Here is a 19,480-nt window from a genome sequence, read left to right as displayed (position 1 = left end):
CGATAGCATTCAAAATCGAATGCGGGTGAACAATTGCACGTTGCTGGGCTTCGAGTTCGCCGTCGACCGCGCCGTGCGCTGTCCATAAGCAAGCTAAAGAGGCTGTCAAATCAAATGATTGCGCCGGTTAGCCGAGTTTCGTCTATTGTAGCTTGAACCCGAGGTTTGTTCCGATGACCGCTACCAACCCGACATTAAACCAATTGCATGACCTCATAACGAGTGCCTTGCGCAAGGATGAGGCCCTGGAGGCGGCGTATCAATCCACAACACTAGGCCAGCTTGTTTCGACGCGCGCGCGCACGCATGGGTCCACAATCGCGATCGACATCTTCCAGCGCAGCGAGCGCGCGACGTACTCTGAGATGCACCGCAGGTCCAACTGCTATGCACATGCGCTGCGCGCGTTCGGAGTGCGAAAGGGCGATCGCGTCGGGTTGATGCTGCCCAATCGCATCGAAATGCCGACCCTGTGGTTCGCGCTTGCAAAGCTCGGTGCGGTGATGGTCCCGATCGACATAAACTACACGCCGAGAGAGGTCGAATACATTATCAGCGATACCCAGGCCAAGTTCGCCATTGTCGACGTATCTGCATCGCCCGTGTTCTGCGCAATGGATCCTTGGCCGCAAGAACTTGCTAAAGAGCGAATAATTATTGTCGGACAGCCTTCGGACGGAATAGCTGTGGGTCTCCAACAACTTCTCGACGGTATCGACGAATCGCCCGTGAATGAAGACGTCCGCCCCGAGGACCTGCTGACGATCCAATACACCTCGGGGACGACGGGCTTTCCGAAGGGATGTATGTTAACGCACGATTATTGGGCCGTGTACTGTTACGTAGCTGCCTACATGATTCCGTATAAGAAGTATCTGAGTTGGGCATCGTCCGCCTATGCCCTTCTGCCATTTTCTCTTATGAACTCGTATGGACAGGGCGGCACGCTATACGTGGCTCAGCAACTGGACTCTTCACAATTAATGAATTGGGTGAAGAAGTACAGCATCGATTCGTGTGCCTTGCCGAGGCTGATAGCAGAAGACGCCTATGACGTACCAAGATGTCTGAAGCATGTTTGGCAATACGACGGCTGGAGTGCTGAAACGGTACGCCGATTTACCGGGCAGTTTGGTGTGCGCGCCAACTATACCTGGGGAATGACGGAAATCGGAAACGGCACGCAAATGCCTCGCGAGATCCAAGAGATGAATGGCGCCGGTTCGCTCGGGTTTCGCGCCCCGTTTCGGGAACTGCGCTTGGTCAACGATGACGGCGGCCTCACGTCGATGGGTGAAGTCGGCGAGCTGTGGGTGAAGGGGCGCGGGATCTTCAAGGGTTATTGGAATAGAGCGAAGGCGAATGCAGGTTGCTTCGACGGCGAATGGTTCAAGACGGGTGATCTGATGCGCCGCAACGAATTGGGCTTGTATTGGTTCGTTGGACGGAAGAAGGACATAATTCGTCGCTTTGGCGACAATATCTCGGCGCGCGAGATAGAGGCCATCATCCGTGAGATTCCCGAGATCTCGGATGTAGCCGCGGTACCTGTTCCTGATGATAAACGTGGAGAGGAAGTCAAAATTTATGTTGAACTGAAAGAGGGGCTCACGCCAGCCGACCTGCAGGTGGAGCGAATTCTCGAGCATGCTTGTGCGCGCCTGGCCGTGTTCAAGGTGCCACGTTATATCGCCTTCACTCCGATGCTTCCTAGAACCGTCGCCAGCAATAAAGTCCTCAAACGTGAACTGACAGCCATCAGCGATCCGTTATCAAACACCTATGATGGTGAGGAGAAACGCTGGCGCTGAAGCGGCTGTTCGGTCAGTTTGCGGACATGAGCACCTGGTTCATCTCGCGGCCTTTGAGTAGGCTGATGTCGGGTTCGATGGCTGAGCGGCGCTTGAGCTCGCGTTTATCACCCCGAAGACGGCACGCTTATGGCCCGTAGATTCTCTGCTTTGTGGCGGTTAGCTTCTCGTCGACATACGCGCTCGATCGCCGGTAAGCTTCTCGCTACCGTCGCTCGCCATAAGTCGCCCCGGTCAGACTCTCGACCTCCAGCTCCATCGGCCGGTGGGCCGCAAAGCCGAGCCGCGGCGCCGATCTGATACTTGAACCGTTCGTAACTCCGCGGCTGCGTTGTGCAAATAGAGGAGTACAGGCAATACTGCAGTGCCGATCGAAGCAAGAGCAACTGAGGACGCGGGCCTTGCTGTCAGCTTCACAAACGCTCATCCTGAGCAGATCGAGCGAGCGTCACGCACGAGCGTATTCTCCACCTTCCGCGATCGGACGAGGCGATGTCCCCCGGGTTCTGTTCGATTTCTGAAGAGGTCGACGCTGCCCACCTTGGAACGCTATGTCAAGAGATATCACACCGGCTGGTTGGCCGGCGAGCGGGGCTGGGACGAATCGTTTGCGGAAGTGCGAGCGAGCTTCGGTCGGTTCTGCCTTGCGGCAGGAAGCGAGGCGCTCGGCGCGATGATGGAGGCGGATGTGACGGCAGCCTGGGGCCGCGCCACGGTCGCGATGCGGCGCGGCGGGCGCACCGTTGGGGCCGAACAAGGGGACGGATCGGTTTCCACGGCGGCAAGATCGACGTCGAGCGCCCGCGGGTCCGGGACGTGGACGCCGCGAGGTCATGATGCCGAGCTGGGAAACGGCGGCGCAGGAGGACGGGCTCGATCGCTGGGCGATGAAACTGATGCTGATCGATGTGTCGACGCGCCGGTTCGGCCGCGCTGGGTGACGCCCGGATCGGGGGTTTCGAAGTCGGTGGCCTCGCGGAGGTTCGTCGCGCTGTCGGCGGCGCGGCTGGCCGACTTCATGGCTACCGATCTGTCCGCGCTCGAGCGACGAAGACCGCCTGGTTGACGCAGGACAGTAAGGTCTTCTCAACACCATTCACGCCGCCTCAACCAGCATCTTACGGGCGTCACGGTTGCCCCGCTCCGAGATCCGGCCATGCCGTGCCGGGTGCTCGCCTGTCTGAACAGAGTTCCGCGTCGATAGGCGAATGGTGCCCATCATGTTCTCGGCTAAGTAGGCCTGCTCGACGCGTGTGACTAACCAGCTTCCCGTTCGCGGATTTCCTTGATCCAATAGTCTCGGCCCCGGGCCAGCCTTGCCGTAGGCACGGGGAGACCAGCCTTCAGAGCCACGTTCCGGAGTTTCATCGTCAGCCAGCGTCGCGCCGACCGTGCCGCCATCATGTCCATTGAAGTCGCAGAAGCAATTATCGGTTCTTCGTGCGGCCCTTCAAGCTCACACGATCGCATGACGATCAAGCCCGTCAGGGCCGCGTAACATTCATTCCGGCAATGTCTCGGCCCGACGTAGTTCAACAGCGATCGCGACATCTCTCCGAACGAGCGTGTATCGCGGTAATCAGGTTCGGCCTCGATGAAGGACTAGGGTCTGTACCTAATTAGGAGGTTCTGATTCCCTCGTACCGAGTTGATTCGGCGTGGGGGACTTCGATGCGCAAAGGACTGTTCTGGCCCAACGACAAGCAGTGGGCTCAGATCGAGCCGCACCTGCCAACGAACCAGACGGGCCCGGCGCGCGATGACGATCGACGCATCATCAGCGGTATCATTCACATACTCCAGTGCGGCGCACGCTGGCGCGATTGCCCGCCCGACTATGGCCCTTACACGACAATCTACAATCGGTTCAATCGCTGGGCTAAGCGCGGGTATTGGCAGGCGATCTTTGAAGCGCTCGCCCGCTGCGGCAAGGACGGCGTGACTTTGTCGATCGACTCCACCTCGATCAAAGCGCATCGCTCGGCGAGCGGCGGAAAAGGGGGGAGCATGAACAGGCGATCGGCCGCTCACGCGGCGGGCGGAGCACGAAAATCCACGCGCTGAGCGACCCTGATTGCAAACCTTGCGCATTTCATCTCACTCCGGGACAAGACGCAGATATTGCCGAAGGGCCGGCCCTTTTGAAACTCGCGCCGCCCATGTCTTCCCTCATTGGGGACAAAGGCTACGATGGCGACGGCTTTCGCGCCGAAATCGTCAATCGCGGCGCGAAACCCGTCATTCCAAACAAGTCCAACAGGGTGACCCTCCACAGCTTCAGCAAACGCGCCTATAAAGAGCGCAATGTGATCGAGCGCTGTTTCTGCCGACTCAAGGATTTCGGGCGTGTCGCTACTCGCTACGACAAACTTGCCAGAAATTTCTTTGCTACCGTCCACCTCGCCGCCGTCGTCGCCTATTGGATCAATTGAGTCTGAACCCTAGGCACCCGAAATCTATCGCATGCGCCGTCTTCGGCAGAGTTGACGCCAGCTTACGCAATTCCGTCAGCGCGGTGCTCAGCAGGGTCTGCGTAGTGGGCTTGGCCTTGACGCCGAGTACGGATCAGGCACACGCTTTCCTACATTACGGGCGGTATGTGTTCACGAAGGTTCAACCCTGATACACCGAAACTCTCGGTATTCATGACCTTCGACAGAGTGTCTTGCGAGAATCGGGAAGCTAGCGATGGACCAATTCGCTGTGATGGCGAGCTATGTCCAGGCGACGCGGGAAGCTTGTCCACAGCAGCTAGCCCCTCTTGTTCGTGAGAGTGCGGTTTTTGGTCGGATTGATGCGGCCGCACATCTCCTCTGACGAGGCGCACAGGACTGCCTTCGGCTTTTCACCGCCTGACGACCCGTACTTTGCAACGCGCTTGAGGGATGGGTTGGGCGAACGGGGCGCACGCCCCGCCGGTCAAGGACCGAGCGGCAGCAGCGCGCCTGGCAAGCAGCGGATCAGGTCGGCTTCGGGACATGCCGCGGCGAACGCAAGGCGAATGCGGCTCGTGGTCTCGACGACCCGGGCGGCGATTTTCAGGAGACGAAGACGCAGCGTCGCGAACTCGGCTGTGGCCAATTCCCGGACTTTGGGAATGGCGTCGCGCACGGTCAGCATCAGCCAATAAGCGGCCGTATGGAGCACGAGACGGACCTGGTTGGCGAGCGCCGAACGGCAACTGGTGCGATCGGAGGCAAGCTGCGTCTTATGCAGCTTGATCAGATTCTCAGCTTGGCCGCGCGTGCAATACAGGCTGTCGTAGATCCACTCGGCCGAGCCGACATCGAGGCTGGTGACGACGAAGCGGATGTCGAGACCGAGCATCGTCGCCTCTATACGGGCGACGGTGCGCCGTTCGCGATCCCAGGACTTTGCCTTTTGGCGCGTCTCGGTATAGCCGCGCAGAACAGGCAGGTTCTCGATGGCGCGTCGCGTGCGGATGTCGTCAGCAACCTCGTCGACTTTTCTGGCGAGAGGCTTGGTACCGGACAGACCGAAGATGTAGTCGATGCCGTTGTTCTCGCACCAATTCATCGCCTCCGGCCGAGCATAGTGCCCGTCGCCACGGAACGTAATTCGCGTCTTGTGCCATCGCGTGCGGATGTGCCGTACCAGGCGTCGAAGATGGGCACGCACCTCGACGCCGCCCGGCGTCTTGCCGGGCCGCAGCACGACCGCCACGGGCCGGCTCGTCTCCGTGTCGTAGACGTGGATCGGCAGGAAGCAGCGTTCGTCATAATGAGCGTTGAACAGCGAGAGCTGCTGATGGCCGTGGACGACATCGCAGGTGTCGTCGATGTCCAGGGTGATGGATGCAGGCTCGCACGGATAGCTATCCATCCATGCGTCGACCAAGGTGTAGGTCAGGCGGATCACGTCGCGCAGTCGCGGCGAATTCTCCAGCCGCGACAGCGTCGGTTGGGAACACAAATCCCGGCCGGTGTCCGGCAGGCGACCGCAGGCGAGCTTGAACGCCGGATCGGACCGCAGATGATCGAGGTCGTCGGCGTCCTCGTAGCCGCAGCAGATCGCGAACATGCGAGCGCGGAACATATCGACAAGGCTGTGCACGACCCGCGTCGGATCGCGCCGATCCGGGAACACCCGGCCAAATTGTCGGCCAAACCGAGACGCCGCTCGGCCATCCCAGAAGCATCACGCCCCCGTTCGAGGTCAGGCGCCCACCATCGAAGGCAGCTGTGACTTCCTTGGCGTGAACGGCTGGAAACGAGAATGGCAGAATCGTATCATCGGTCATGGCGGGCGTGGCGTTCGCGGCTGAAGGTGATGGGGTTGGCTTCGCAACCGAACCCTACGCCACATCAGCGCTTTACACCACGCTCGCCAGCCTCTCAGGACTGGCGAATAAGACGGGCTAGATAATCTAAGGCGCTCCGCCGCACAAGACTTCCGTCACCATCCAAACGTCGATCGCCTGGGCCGGCGTGGGCGCCTGCAGCACACCCTGGCGGCATCCCAAGCAGCCGTACCGCGGACGCACAATGCGCCTGACCCGATGCTGCATCAGAATGAGTCGAAGGCTTCCTTGGCGGTCTCCCGATCTTCCGCAACGGCTCGTCGCAGCAATAGCCTGAAGTACCTCCTGTATAACTCAGTCTCTCGGCCGCAAAGAGAAGTACGCTCGGGATGGCTATTGCATCATTCCAGACGTCTTTCGCCGATTGAAGTTGCGTAAGTTCGCCAGCTCATTATCGAGCAGGCCGTAGCCGAAAAAGTTCTCGGCTGGGCACGCGAAGATGCCGGCCCGGCCCACTCAAAAAGCTGTTGGAAGACCAGCGTGGCGCGCTGACGGAGAACATTCCGATGCACCGTGATCTGGTTGCTAACGGACTTCACGGAGGAGAATGGAGACACGCGCCTCTTACCGGGCTCCCACCTACTGCCGGAAAGTCCAGTCAGTTCCGTGCCTTGCAATGTGCCGACCATTGCGGCGACCGCAAGGCCGGCAGCATCGTCTTCTCCTTCGATGGAAGGTCAGAACCTCGGACGGACCGCGGATCGGATTGTTGACCTTTTACGTCGGTTCGCAATTCAGGCAGAGACAACTTCTTCTCGGCCTAGCAGGCTGTTGAAGAGCTCAGCCGCGTTCGCAAACGAAGGCTGAATCGTCGCCAATGTGGATGTAGAAGTAAGGGACGAGCCTGCCCGCGGTGCCGATCATAGCCCATCCGTGATCACAGGTCGTATCATTCTCGTCGTGCCCTTCCCATGAGAACTCGGCGGAGACCGATCCGCCGCGAGTGCCATAGCGCACGTCCAGGAGGCCCTTGAGAGCCCCAAAGGCGATTTCGCCATCGACTTGCCCTGGAAGGTGAGATGCACCTCTTTGACAAGATCGAGGAAGGCGGTGTCCCAGTTGTCCATTTCGACGATGCGCCAGCGGCCGGCAAAAGTCTTGGCGAAGCTGGGCACTCTGGCCATCAGCCGGCCTCCGCGATCAGCTTAGGCGATCGCACCAGGTTGTAGGCGGCGGCAGCGGAAGCAAACGCCCACGCGACGCGATCACGGCCACGGTACCTGGTCTTCTCTTGCCCGGCGACCGTCTTGATTCAGCCGAATGCCTCCTCGATCGGCTTGCGGATGCGCTGGCTGACGGCATAACCGCCGTGCCGCGCCGTTCGCCCGTCGCTCGCAGAGCTGCAGCCGCTGGTAGTCTGTGCAACATGTGACCTCACGTTCATCGAGCGCAGCTCGTTCACGAAGTCTTCTGCATCGTAGGCTTTGTCGGCGCCAAGCGTGATCGCTATCGGTCGATCGGCGCGAGGCTCGATCATGTGCAGCGCGGTCACCCGCTCGGCATGCCCGTCGGCCTGCGTCAGGCAGGCCTCGACCAGCACGCCGTGGTGGTTCTCCATCAGTCTGTGCTCGATGGAGCACAGCTTCGTCTCCTTGCCTTCGCCCTTGCGGTAAAGCCTGGCGTCCGGATCGGTGGTCAAAGCATGGGTGTCGCTCGAGGCTTTCTGGCCATGGTTGTCCGCATCGGTATTGCGCCCGCCGCCTGACGCCGGCGGCTCGCCGGAGCCGTCCTTCGGCTTGACACTCTGATCGGGGCCCAGGCCTCGATCAGCGTGCCATCGACCGAGAAATGATCGCTCGACAGAAGCTTTCTCGCCTTGGGTTGCGCCAGCAGCACCGCCAGGAACTTCGCCGCGACGTCGCCTTCCAGCAGCCGATTGCGGTTCTTCGAGAACACCGAATGATACCAAGCGGCGTCGTTAACGCCAATTCCGACGGACCAACGGAACAGCAGGTCGTACTCCAGTCCCTCCATCAAAGCCGCTCCGAGCGGATCGAATAAAATGCCTGCGACCGCATCGCCCTTAGCAGCTTCTCCGGCGGGATCGACGGCCGCCCATTTGGCGAATAGACCGCGGCCAACTCGCGCTCCAGCGCCGACAGTGCCTCATTCACAATCGTCCGGATCGCTCGTAGCGGATGATCGCGCCGCACCCGCGCCTCCAGATCAACGTAGCGGGACAGCTCGCTTGGCCGATTGTCGCCGCCGCGCACGTACCATCTCCGGATCTCGTCGGAGCCAATGAATCACGATCGCCCCTCGGCGGCGACCGCCTTTTTCAACGGCCTGCTAGATTTTCCGACGGCCGCTCTCAGGTGAAAGTTGAGAAGGTAAAAACTTCGCTTCGGGGCAGCCAAGCGCAGCATTACTGCGTGGCGACCTGCGATATTGCTTAAATGCAGAGCCCTCCGGCCGCTACTTATTCGAGAAGCGAACTTATCACTGATCCGTCCCGCTTGAGGCCGGTTCAGGCTTTCAGTGACAGGAGACGGTGGAATGATTTCCGAGGTGTTCATCACGTGTGCGATTACAGGCGGAGGGGACGCGCCGAGGCAGAAGAACGTGCCGGTGACTCCAGAGCAGATCGCTGAATCAGCGATTGAGGCTACGCGTGCAGGAGCGGCAGCAGTGCACCTCCACGTGCGTGATCTCAAGACTCAGGAGGGGTCGCTGGACCCGGCGCTGTGGCGGGATGTGGTGCAGCGCATTCGGCGGTCGGATGTAAATCCGGTCCTCAATCTGACCACGGGTGAGGGCTGCGGCATCGTGCTGGGTGGTCCGGAAGCTCCGCTGCCGCTGGCATCGGGAACGTGGATGGCAACCGCGAGTGAGCGGCTGGTACACATCGAGGAGCTCCGCCCCGAGATCTGCACGCTGGATTGTGGCTCGAAGAGCGGCAAGGGCCACGTGGAGGGCGTCATGATCAACACCGTGGGTATGCTGCGCGCGATGGCTGCGCGTTGCAAAGAGATCGGAGTGAAGCCTGAACTTGAGGTGTTCGATACCGGTCATGTGGTGTTGGCGAACGATCTCGTGAAAGATGGGCTGATTGACGGTATCCCGTTGTACCAGTTCTGTATGGGTACGGGTAACGGCGCGCCGACCGATTTGACCACGCTGATGGCAATGGTGCACCTGCTCCCGAAGCAGGCCATTTATTCAGCCTTCTCAATCGGGCCGATGCAGCTCCCGTATGCTGCGTTGTCGCCTTTGGCCGGCGCTAACGTGCGGGTGGGGTTGGAGGACAATCTGTATCTCTCTCGTGGAAGGCTGGCGACCAACGCCGAGCTCGTACGGCGCGCAGTAGAGATTCTCGAGCGGATGGGGGTGCGGGTCCTGAGTCCGGATGAGATGCGCGAGAAGCTCAAGCTCAAATTTCATGCCTGAGAGATCAAAGAGGATGATCGGGAAAATGGAGCCCGTCCAGAAGTTTCCCAGGCAAGTCGGGCTCCTCGGGGGCGGTGTCATCGGCGGCGGGTGGGCGGCGCGCTTCATTCTTAATGGGGTTGACGTGCGGCTATACGACCCGGCGTCAAATGCCGTCGAGCATGTGCAGAAGGTGCTGGCCAACGCGCGGCGGGCATATCGACAATTGACGCTTGTCACGCTGCCGCCGGAGGGCGCGCTGACGGTGGTCGAGTCGGTGGCGGACGCGGTGCGTGGCGTGGGGCTCGTGCAGGAATCCGTGCCGGAGCGCCTGGAACTTAAGCAGCAGCTGCTCGCGGCCGCTAGCCGGTCGACAGCGCCTGGGACCCTAATCTGTTCCTCGACCTCGGGGCTCAGGCCGTCTCTGCTGCAGGCGAAAATGGACCGTCCCGAGTGCCTGCTCGTCGCGCACCCATTCCATCCTGTGTACATGCTGCCTCTTGTTGAACTGTGCGCCGGTGAGCGCACCGCACCCGAGGCGTTGGAGCAGGCAGCGGCCATCTACCGGGCGATTGGGATGCACCCGCTCGTGGTACGCAAAGAAGTGGACGGATTTATCGCGAACCGGCTGCAGGACGCGATCTCGCGCGAGGCGCTGTGGCTGGTGCACGACAATCTTGCGACTTTGCAGGACATTGACGATGCGGTCCGCTTCTCGTGGGCGCTGATCCGAGCCGGCATCGGTTCCAACCGCATGGCTGGCGGCGGGACCGGTATGCGCCAGTCTATGGAGCAATGGGCATTTAAGTTGCCATGGTCGTGGCTCACCGAAAAGCCCGAAATGGACGCCGCCTTCCTTGACAAAGTGGTCGAGCAGGCAAACGCGCAAGCAGAGGCCGACCCGCTGCCCGTGCCCCTCGAACATAAGCGGGACGACTTGCTTGTGGCACTGCTGCACGGGATGCGCTCACAGGGCTACGGACCAGGCGAGACGCTCGCGCGCTGGGAACAGGGGCTTCGCGCTCGCGCTCCTGAGTCCATGCATGATTCCGGCCCGTTGCGGACGTTGCGAGAGATCCCGTCTAGTTGGATAGACGGCAACGGACACGCCGCTGAGAGCACTTATCTCCAGCTCTGCAGCGACGCCACCGGCACGGTGGGGCGCTACATCCGGGCGAATGGCGAAGCCCTGGAGGACGGGGGAACTTACTACACTGTCGAGACGCACCTGTCCCATCTGGGTGAACTTCACGCCGGCGACCGGGTTGAGGTGTTTACGCAGGTTCTCGGCGCCGACGACAAGCGGCTGCATCTCTTCCACGTAATGAAGCGCGAGGGTGGCGACAAGCCGGCTGCGGTGGGCGAGCAGATGCTGATTCACGTCGACGCTAAAAGCAGACGCAGCGCACCGGTGCAGGGGCCAATGCGCGAGCGGTTGCTAGAACTGGCGCGGCTGCATGCGAGCCTGCCACGACCGGACCGTGCGGGCGCAAGCATCCGGATGCGCTGAGCACGAGCGCACTTAATCTTAGAAAGAAGTAGATTTCCATGAGCCATGTGAACAAAAATGCGTCGCCACTGCATTACCAAAAGCAGTCGTACGAACCTAGCTGGTCGCTTGAGGGGCGAGTTGCGCTTGTAACTGGAGCAGCGGGCGGGCTTGGAAGGGCCATCGTTAACGATCTTCGGGAGCGCGGCGCTGACGTGCACGGTGTCGATATCGCCGGAGAGGATGTCTTGCGCGTGGACCTCTCAACCGCGGAAGGCAATCGGCAGATGGTGTCCCATGTCGTTAAAACCGCTGGACGCCTTGACATTCTCGTATTGAATGCAGGATGTCAGTTCGTTGCCCCACTCCATGAGTTTCCCGACGCAGATTGGAATCGGCTCCGGTCAGTGATGCTGGATGGACCCTTCTTCGCACTCAAAGCTGCATGGCAGGCTTTGACGAGATCCCCCGGCGGCCGCGTCGTGGTCACAGCATCCGTGTCGAGCTACAGCGGAGCGGCCGGGAAGGTCGCTTACACCGCCGCTAAGCACGGCGTTCTCGGACTGGTGCGTGTTGCCGCGCGGGAGGGCGCTGCGCATGGTCTGACTGTCAACGCAGTTGCGCCGGGCTGGATGGAAACCGGGATTATGCGTGACCAGGTAGAGGCTCAAGCAACACGCCGAGGCATCAGCACCGACGAGGTCATCGCACAATTCCGCGCGTGGCAACCAGGTGATCGCTTCGTCGACGTTCGGGAGGTCGCGGCAACAATTAGTTTCCTTGCAAGTCCTGGCGCTTCCGCGATCAATGGCGTTTGCCTCCCGATCGATCTTGGCGCAACTGCTTAGTATGTTATCGCCGGAATTGGTTGCATTGTTCTTAGCGGCGCGGACCGGTGCAGGCAATTCGATCTCGATGAAAACGTGGTAGGCGCGGGCACACGGGCCTTTTGACAATACTCGCCGTAACCCAACAAAGGCTCGTGAAAGCATCGAAGGTCGCTTTTGTGTCTATTCCGATTGAGTGGTCGAGACCACCTGTATGACCAATCGATCTCATCGCCCCGTGTGGCGTCGGTAGGTGCTCAATCATCGCCGGGCTTGAGTTCGACTCATGCCCGACTGCGGCCGCAGGACTATCGACTCGGTAATCGCACGAGGTTTATCGATCATATCGGTCAAGAAATTCGACACCGGTACCTTACGTCTAACTCGGCCAATAAGGAACGGCGGGAAGGATTTTCGCTTTGCTGGCCGCCCCGACCACGATCTAAGAGATGGAAAACAGCGAGAGAGGAGCCGTGGCGATGAGGTGGTAAATCGTCGGGATGCCGTTTCGGAATAAGCTGCGGCGGTCGAGTGATTGCATTGGGTTATTTCTTAGCCTTTCCTAATTCCGGCCTACAAAGCTAGAATTCCTTGCAAAGTAACGGCGCCGTATCATTGAAGGAGGTGCTCGACACTGTTGAGGTCGAACGCATCCAGATAGACCGATTCCGCGGCCGCGGTCTGGGCCTGAAATGGGCTACGTGTTGGGTGCACAGTTCGTAGCTCAAGCGCTCGCCGCAACCCAGTAGACCGTTCGCGAGGACCAAGTCTCACATTCGGTGCACGGGTCTTTTCTCCAATCCGGCGACGACCGCAACCCCCGTCAATTGGCCAAGTTGAGCAGATCCGCGGCGACAAGAGCTTCGCGACGCGGCGCGTAACGCGATCCAAGACGACGCACCGTCTTCACATTGGACGGCCTCGTTCCAAGTCGAAGAGGCGGGGCCCCGAGAAATCATATGATTGACAGCCACGCAGGTCTGACCCGATTCTCGAATTGCGCGAACGGCAACTTTCGCCGTACCGCTCGAAATACATGGCTGCGACATGAGACCTTCGGGGCCGGACGTCTTCGGCATTCTTGATGCTCGAGCCCTTTGCGGCGGAAAAGACGCAATCGCCACCTCAAGCGATCGCACGAGCACTCATATGAGATCGTCCATGCGTCGCTGGCTTCATTGCCCCAAGGCCACGGTTGTAGATGAACACAAATCATCGCGCTGTGCCGGATCACTGCAGGATTTCTGCTGTTTGAGGGGCGATATCAATGAAATTCAGCCTTCGCGACTCAGTAATATTTCGGTGAAAATACAAATCTTCTGGCGACCCTAAGGTCGCAGGTCTAAGTGCGAGTAGGGAAGGAATGCTCCATTTGATTAATCGTAGACGTCTCATGCAGGCCTGCCCCTCCGGTCTCCACCGCGCGCTCGGCAGCATGCAAGCCTTCAATAGTAATCGTGGTCTGGCAGTCACTGGCGGCACATTAGCGAAACAGTCGCCGGGAGCTGGGAGAGGGGAAATGCCGGACGCGAACAATGCTTTTGTGAAGTTTTCCGACATCCAGAAAACTTACGACGGCGAAACACTGGTCGTTAAGAATCTGAATTTGGACATCGCGAGAGGTGAGTTCTTGACTTTGCTAGGGCCCTCCGGCTCCGGCAAGACGACGACTCTCATGATGCTTGCAGGCTTCGAGATGCCCACCCAGGGCTCTATCCTTCTTGGAGGGCGCTCGATCGACAACATGCCTCCGCATAAGCGCGACATCGGCATGGTGTTCCAAAACTACGCGCTTTTCCCTCACATGACCGTGGAGGAGAATCTCGCCTTCCCGCTCAAGGTCCGCAGGCTCGGCAGGGCCGACGTTGAGAGCAAAATCAAGCGCGCGCTCGATATGGTTCAGCTTGGTGCGCACGGTAAGCGCCGGCCAAGCCAGCTGTCCGGGGGGCAGCAGCAACGTGTCGCGCTTGCGCGCGCGCTCGTCTTCGATCCCAAGCTCGTTCTGATGGACGAGCCGCTCGGTGCGCTGGATAAGCAGCTGCGCGAGCAGATGCAGCTTGAGATCAAGCATATCCACCAGGATCTCGGCGTCACTCTGGGTTATGTGACGCATGACCAGAGCGAGGCGCTGACCATGTCCGACCGCATAGCGGTGTTTAATGATGGGGCCATTCAGCAGCTCGCCGCGCCCAGCGAACTGTACGAACGGCCGCAGAACGCTTTCGTGGCCCAATTCATCGGCGAAAACAACCGACTGGAAGGCAAGGTCGTCGCAATGAACGGCGCCATGTGCGAAGTGGAAGTTCCAGGCGCGGGCAACGTGCGAGCGACGGCTGTCAATGTCGAGGGAGTCGGTCGGTCGGCCGTGCTGTCGTTGCGTCCTGAACGAGTGAAGCTGAGCCCTGCACCGGGCTCTTTGCCCAATGTCTTCGGCGCGCAGATTGCGGAGGTGATCTATCTCGGCGACCACGTGCGTGCGCGGATCTCGGTCTGTGACCAAAACGACTTTGTGATCAAGCTGCCGAATTCGGATGGTGTGGTGCAGCTCGAGCCCGGTGCGGCGATCACCATCGGTTGGAAAACGGAGGATTGTCGGGCGTTCGACGCGTCATGAAGATGGTTCGAGGCTTCGCCGCGAGGGCGATGGTCAGGTGTTCGGCAAAGCCGTCCCCATTCTGGGGGGCGCCTAACAGGGGAAGCAGACGATGAGGAAAATATTGATGGTTACCGGTGCCTTGGCCGCGGCAGGCTTCGCGGCGAGCGCGTTGTTGCCGGCAAGGCCTGCTTTCGCGAGCGAGCAACTAACGATCATCTCCTGGGGGGGGAGCTACCAGGACGTGCAACTGCGTAAGTCTTTTTTCGAGCCCTTTACAAAGGCGACCGGTATCAAAATCACCGAGGACCAGTGGAACGGCGAGGTCTCGAAAGTCCGCGCCATGGTCCAGACCAACACCGTCAACTGGGATGTGCTCGACGTGGGTGTCGGCATCGGGGAGCTTTGCTCTCACGGACTCGTCGAGACGCTCAACTGGAATAGGCTGGGCCTTGACCGGACGAAATTCTTGGGGGACGACAAGACGCTCGAATGCGGGGTGCCGCATCATGCATCTTCCACAGTCGTCGCCTATGACAGAACTAAGCTAAAGAATGGCCCGAAGACCATTGCCGACTTCTTCGACTTACAAAAATTCCCAGGGAAGCGCGCAATGCGAAAGGGGCCTGGTTCCAATCTGGAATGGGCACTAGTCGCCGATGGCGTGCTCATCAAGGATGTCTACAAGGTTCTCGCTACGCCAGCAGGCGTCGATCGTGCTTTCAAGAAGCTCGACACTATCAAAAAGGATGTCATCTGGTGGACGGCCGGTTCGCAGCCCGCGCAGTTGCTGGGGAACGGCCAGGTCGTCATGTCCACCGCGTGGTCTGGTAGCATCGAGAACGCCGTGAAGGAATCTCGCCTACCTTTGGAGATTATGTGGGACGCCCAGATGTTGAGCTTGGACTTCTGGGTGATTCCCAAGGGGGCTCCGCATCTGGACGAGGCCTATAAATTCCTCGCCTTCGGCGGTTCGCCCAAACCGCAGGCTGACATGACGCGCTACGGAAACAATGGTCCCGCTAACAAGGATGGAATGGTCCTCGTCGATCCGGCGGTCAGGCCCAACCTTACCACCGCGCCCGACCATATGACTAACAGTTTGGAGTTTGACTACTCTTTCTGGGGCGACAAAACTGATGAACTGAACCAGCGGTTTACGGCCTGGGTAGCTCAGTAATAGCAAGGAGCGGCGAGGCGGACTTCAGTTCTCCTTGCCAGTTCGAACGGACATTCTGAGAGAGGCAATAGAGGAGTCGATGGTGACGATGGCCGTCCAAGTCGCCGGCAGCGACGAAGTCCATATTCCGTTGCGAATCAAACTGCAGCGGGTCGAGGCTCGGCGCAAGCTGAGGGCATTCACCCTCGCGGTGCCGCTCCTGCTGTTTACCTTGATCACCTTCATCTTTCCGATCGCCCGGATGATGTTCGACGCGGTTCATGACAATACGCTGTTGAGGCTGATGCCGCAAACCGCGGCAGCGCTCAGCGCTTGGGACGGTAAGGATCTCCCCAGCGAGGGCGCCTATGCCGCTCTCGCTGCAGATCTCAAGCACGCCTGGGCGCAAAAAACGGCGGGCACTATCGGAAAGCGGATTAACTTCGAACTGCCGGGCGCAGCCAGCCAAGTAGCGTCGAGCGCTCGAGAGGCGAGCACGCTTTCCTCCGGCCCCTACAAAGCGGCGCTGATCGAAATCAATCCGTTCTGGGCTCAGCACGAGGTTTGGACCGTGCTGAAGCGCGAAGGCTCGTCCTACACGGCCTCTTATCTGCTGCGTTCGGTCGATTATCAATATGGCCCCGACAGCCAGATCGTCGCCTTGCCGACGGATAACGCGATCTTCCGTGACGTATTCCTGCGCACGTTCGGCATCAGCATCGGCGTGACGGCCGTCACGTTGTTGCTGGGCTTCCCATTAGCCTATCTCCTGGCGACGTTGCCATCTAGAATCAGCAATTTGCTGATGATGCTTGTGGTGCTGCCGTTCTGGACCTCCCTGCTGGTGCGCACCACGGCCTGGGTTGTGCTGCTTCAGTCCAACGGGGTAGTCAACGATGTGCTAATGACGTTGCATATCATATCGCAACCCGCTGAGCTCATTTTCAATCGGATCGGCACGGTAGTAGCCATGACGCATATTCAACTGCCGCTCACGTTGCTGCCAATCTACAGCGTGATGAAAACGATCTCGCCCAACTATGTCCGCGCTGCCCGCTCGCTTGGTGCCGGCCCATTCTACGCATTTTGGAAGGTTTATTTTCCTCAGACGATGCCTGGGATCGCCGCCGGCTGCCTCCTAACCTTCATCCTTTGTCTGGGCTACTACCTCACGCCTGCGCTGGTTGGCGGGCCGTCCGACCAGATGATCAGCTACTTCATCGCCCGATACACGAACGAGGAGCTCAACTGGGGTATGGCGTCTGCCCTTGGCGCCATCCTGCTCACCGCGACTCTGCTGCTCTACTATGTGTTCAATAAGCTGGTCGGTGTCGACCGGCTCAAGATGGAGTGAGAATCATGGCCGCTTTCCCCTATGCTTCTCCGATCGAAAAGGGCTGGCACTATCTGCATCGGCTGATCTGCGGGATGGTGCTGCTGTTTCTGATCGGGCCAATCCTGACGGTACTTCCACTCTCCTTCAATTCTATCCCCTTCTTCGCATATCCGATGCAAGGGTTCACGCTGCGCTGGTACCAGGAGTTCTTCCTAGCTGAACGTTGGCAGGCCGGGCTGCACAACTCGGTCTTCATCGCCATATCGGTCACGCTGCTCTCGACCATTCTGGGCACGCTTGCCGCGCTTGGACTCAGCCGCCCGAACTTCCCTTGGCGCGCGGCGGTCACGAGCTTATTGATCTCGCCCATGATCGTCCCGGTCGTAATCACCGCGGTGGCCGTGTATTTCTTCTATGCCGATGTCGGGCTGCTCAATAGCTACATTGGATTGATCCTAGCCCACACCACGCTGGCGACTCCGTTCGTGGTGATCACAGTGACAGCAACTCTCATGGGGTTCGACCACTCACTCACTCGCGCGGCTGCTGGGCTCGGCGCGCCGCCGATCACGGTTTTCTTCAAGATCACTCTGCCGCTGATATTTCCGGGCATGATCTCCGGTGCGCTCTTGGCGTTCCTCACCTCGTTTGACGAGGTAGTGGTCGCCCTTTTCGTCGCTGGCCCCGAGCAGCGTACCCTGCCGAAGGTCATGTTCGCGGGCGTCCGCGAGTATTTGAGTCCGACCATTATTGCCGCTGCCACTGTGCTCATGGTGTTCTCCATCGCCATGCTGGCTATGATCGAACTGCTGCGCCGACGCTCGGAACGGCTGCGCGGCATCCGCAACACCTGACCGTCCCTGTCGCATGTGAGACCTTTCGCCACCGAACCAAATCTCGTGAATTTGCCTACCGGCGAGATGCATCCGAACTTTTGTCCAGCAAGGCCATGCGGAAGAGGCGCGCCGACGCGGGCGAATCGCAGTCGACCGGATACCCCCGCGGCCATCGCATTCGACCGTTGCATCGAGCGCACCAAGGCTAGCCTGTTTCGGCAGCGTCGCGACGCGCACAACAAGGATCAGCCGGCAGTGGTGCCGAACACCGGCTGTCTTAAGGGCGTGGAACAATCCATCGCGTGCGATCACTATGGAGAGCGCACAGGTCTGCCATCGGGATCGCGCGGGCGATCCATTGGCCGACACCGAGAAAGCGCACCTCCCGAACTGGCATGGAGCGCGGACTACAAGGAGACGGAGATTATGAAGAACATGACGCCTGCCACCGGCCGCAGCGAATTGCCAGATCCGGCCACGTCGCGCCGTCCGCGCAATCCCGGCGCACCATTAATTCCACGAGAGGATTGGATTAACGAACCTTGGAGCAGCTGGACTTACCTCCACACTAGCGAAATGATGCCAACGGCGCCGATATGGCGGGGACCAGGCCCGGTGCGGCCGCTGCCAGAGTCAGTTCAGCCTCTTGGACAGGTGATGATCAATCTTGAAGACGGCAAAGTTTCCGTCGACGACTTCCTTACGCGAAGTGCCACAGACGGCTTCTTGGTCCTACATAGGGGACAGATTGTCTTTGAGCGCTATTTCAATCACTTCACCCCTCATACACAGCATCTTGTGATGTCGGTGACGAAATCGTTCACAGGAACGCTCGCCGGCATCCTTGCAGACAAAGGTTTGATTGATGTTCAGCGACCGGTTACATACTATCTGCCGGAGCTTCAGGCGACCGCCTACAAAGGAGCAACGGTGCAGCAGCTTCTCGACATGGCAAGTGGTGTCGCTTTTGATGCTACGCCCCTATGGAATTCGGTCTGGCACCATCAGCAGAAGCCGGGGTGGCCGCGGACCTATTGGGAGGCGATCCTGTCCCTTGACAAATTAGAGCGGCCACACGGCGCCGCCTTCAAGTACCGCGATATCGAAACGGACGTAGTGGCTTTCACATTGCAGCGGGCATCCGGAACGTCGCTCGCCGATTTGATCAGCGACGAGATCTGGGCGCCAATGGGCGCTGAACGTGACGCCTATATCGTCGTTGACGAAAGCGGCTTCGGAACTTCCGCGAGTGGATTGTGCGCGACGATGCGTGACTTAGCACGGTTCGCCCAATTATTGGTCGACGGCGGTGCTTTTGCAGGGCGCCAGATTATTCCGCGCAACTGGATAGAGGAAACTCGGCACGGCAGAGGTTGGCGCTTTGGAAATTATGAGGAATGCGGGCAGGTGGGCTACCACAACTTTTGGTGGATCGACAATGCTCGCCGCGGCGCCTTTTTGGCGCACGGCTATGGAGGGCAAGTCATTTATGTCGATCCGAATGCTGAACTCGCGGCAGTCAAGCTTTCGTATCATCGCGGCAGGCCACGTAGTGAAGTTGGGAGTGTCGTGATGCCTGCGATCCGTGCCGCGTTAGGTCGGAGCTGATCATTCGGAACGCGGCATTGCTCACCTTGCAAAGTCAAATAGTCGTCCGTTCTTTAATCGCGGGCACGGTGTCAACCCCGATAGACAAAAATGATCCGCTGCCGGGTTCATGGTTCTTTCCGCGGTCGTCTCTA

At 59.5% G+C, this 19,480-nt stretch carries 11 protein-coding genes and 4 pseudogenes; 12 read left to right on the top strand and 3 right to left on the bottom strand.

Annotation, left to right across the window (positions count from 1 at the left end):
- Nucleotides 1-173 precede the first annotated feature (173 nt).
- From ABIB90_RS38490 to ABIB90_RS38480, 3 genes and pseudogenes are all read left to right on the top strand, one after another.
- On the top strand, nt 174-1,811 hold the full coding sequence (locus ABIB90_RS38490; RefSeq protein WP_354202643.1) for a class I adenylate-forming enzyme family protein: 1,638 nt from the start codon (nt 174-176) through the stop codon (nt 1,809-1,811).
- 551 nt (nt 1,812-2,362) lie between these two features.
- A pseudogene (locus ABIB90_RS38485) lies at nt 2,363-2,856 on the top strand (IS256 family transposase); the annotation flags it as partial.
- A 626-nt stretch (nt 2,857-3,482) separates the two neighbouring features.
- A protein-coding gene (locus tag ABIB90_RS38480) for an IS5 family transposase (RefSeq protein ID WP_354202642.1) occupies nt 3,483-4,243 on the top strand; the annotation gives its coding sequence in 2 pieces (ribosomal slippage) (nt 3,483-3,816 and nt 3,816-4,243; 762 coding nt in all).
- Between the two features lie 487 nt (nt 4,244-4,730).
- On the opposite strand, the pseudogene ABIB90_RS38475 reads toward ABIB90_RS38480, so the two are convergent.
- Nucleotides 4,731-6,072: pseudogene (locus tag ABIB90_RS38475) on the bottom strand (IS1380 family transposase).
- 573 nt (nt 6,073-6,645) lie between these two features.
- Between ABIB90_RS38475 and ABIB90_RS38470 the strand changes: the two are divergent.
- Entirely contained in the window at nt 6,646-6,939 is a 294-nt protein-coding gene (locus ABIB90_RS38470; protein ID WP_354202641.1) for a hypothetical protein, read from the top strand.
- On the opposite strand, the pseudogene ABIB90_RS38465 reads toward ABIB90_RS38470, so the two are convergent.
- Both ABIB90_RS38465 and ABIB90_RS38460 read right to left on the bottom strand, forming a co-directional pair.
- Nucleotides 6,913-7,256: pseudogene (locus ABIB90_RS38465) on the bottom strand (hypothetical protein). The gene ABIB90_RS38470 and the pseudogene ABIB90_RS38465 sit on opposite strands and share 27 nt — an antisense overlap.
- Nucleotides 7,256-8,345, bottom strand: a pseudogene (locus ABIB90_RS38460) (IS5 family transposase). Before ABIB90_RS38460 ends, ABIB90_RS38465 begins: the two co-directional pseudogenes overlap by 1 nt.
- Nucleotides 8,346-8,628: 283 nt before the next feature.
- Here ABIB90_RS38460 and ABIB90_RS38455 point away from each other — a divergent pair.
- The 8 genes from ABIB90_RS38455 to ABIB90_RS38420 all read left to right on the top strand — a co-directional run bounded on the left by ABIB90_RS38455 (nt 8,629) and on the right by ABIB90_RS38420 (nt 19,346).
- A complete protein-coding gene (locus ABIB90_RS38455; protein WP_354202640.1) occupies nt 8,629-9,519 on the top strand; it encodes a beta-keto acid cleavage family enzyme in 891 nt (296 codons plus the stop codon).
- 13 nt (nt 9,520-9,532) lie between these two features.
- A complete protein-coding gene (locus tag ABIB90_RS38450; protein WP_354202639.1) occupies nt 9,533-11,008 on the top strand; it encodes a 3-hydroxyacyl-CoA dehydrogenase NAD-binding domain-containing protein in 1,476 nt (491 codons plus the stop codon).
- Between the two features lie 38 nt (nt 11,009-11,046).
- Nucleotides 11,047-11,835: an SDR family NAD(P)-dependent oxidoreductase gene (locus tag ABIB90_RS38445; RefSeq protein ID WP_354202637.1), complete on the top strand. Its 789-nt coding sequence runs from the start codon at nt 11,047-11,049 to the stop codon at nt 11,833-11,835.
- Nucleotides 11,836-13,333: 1,498 nt separating this feature from the next.
- Entirely contained in the window at nt 13,334-14,428 is a 1,095-nt protein-coding gene (locus tag ABIB90_RS38440) for an ABC transporter ATP-binding protein (protein WP_354202636.1), read from the top strand.
- 106 nt (nt 14,429-14,534) lie between these two features.
- Nucleotides 14,535-15,587 (top strand): ABC transporter substrate-binding protein, encoded by a 1,053-nt coding sequence (locus ABIB90_RS38435; protein WP_354202635.1) that lies wholly within the window; start codon nt 14,535-14,537, stop codon nt 15,585-15,587.
- 79 nt (nt 15,588-15,666) lie between these two features.
- A complete protein-coding gene (locus ABIB90_RS38430; RefSeq protein WP_354202634.1) occupies nt 15,667-16,920 on the top strand; it encodes an ABC transporter permease in 1,254 nt (417 codons plus the stop codon).
- 5 nt (nt 16,921-16,925) lie between these two features.
- Complete coding sequence (locus ABIB90_RS38425) at nt 16,926-17,756, top strand: ABC transporter permease (RefSeq protein WP_354202633.1); 831 nt, start codon at nt 16,926-16,928, stop codon at nt 17,754-17,756.
- 408 nt (nt 17,757-18,164) lie between these two features.
- Entirely contained in the window at nt 18,165-19,346 is a 1,182-nt protein-coding gene (locus ABIB90_RS38420) for a serine hydrolase domain-containing protein (RefSeq protein ID WP_354202632.1), read from the top strand.
- Nucleotides 19,347-19,480 lie beyond the last annotated feature (134 nt).

Origin of the sequence: Bradyrhizobium sp. JR4.1, from assembly GCF_040548605.1 — a bacterium.
Classification (GTDB): Bacteria; Pseudomonadota; Alphaproteobacteria; order Rhizobiales; family Xanthobacteraceae; genus Bradyrhizobium; species Bradyrhizobium canariense.
This window is presented reverse-complemented; position numbering and strand designations above follow the sequence as displayed.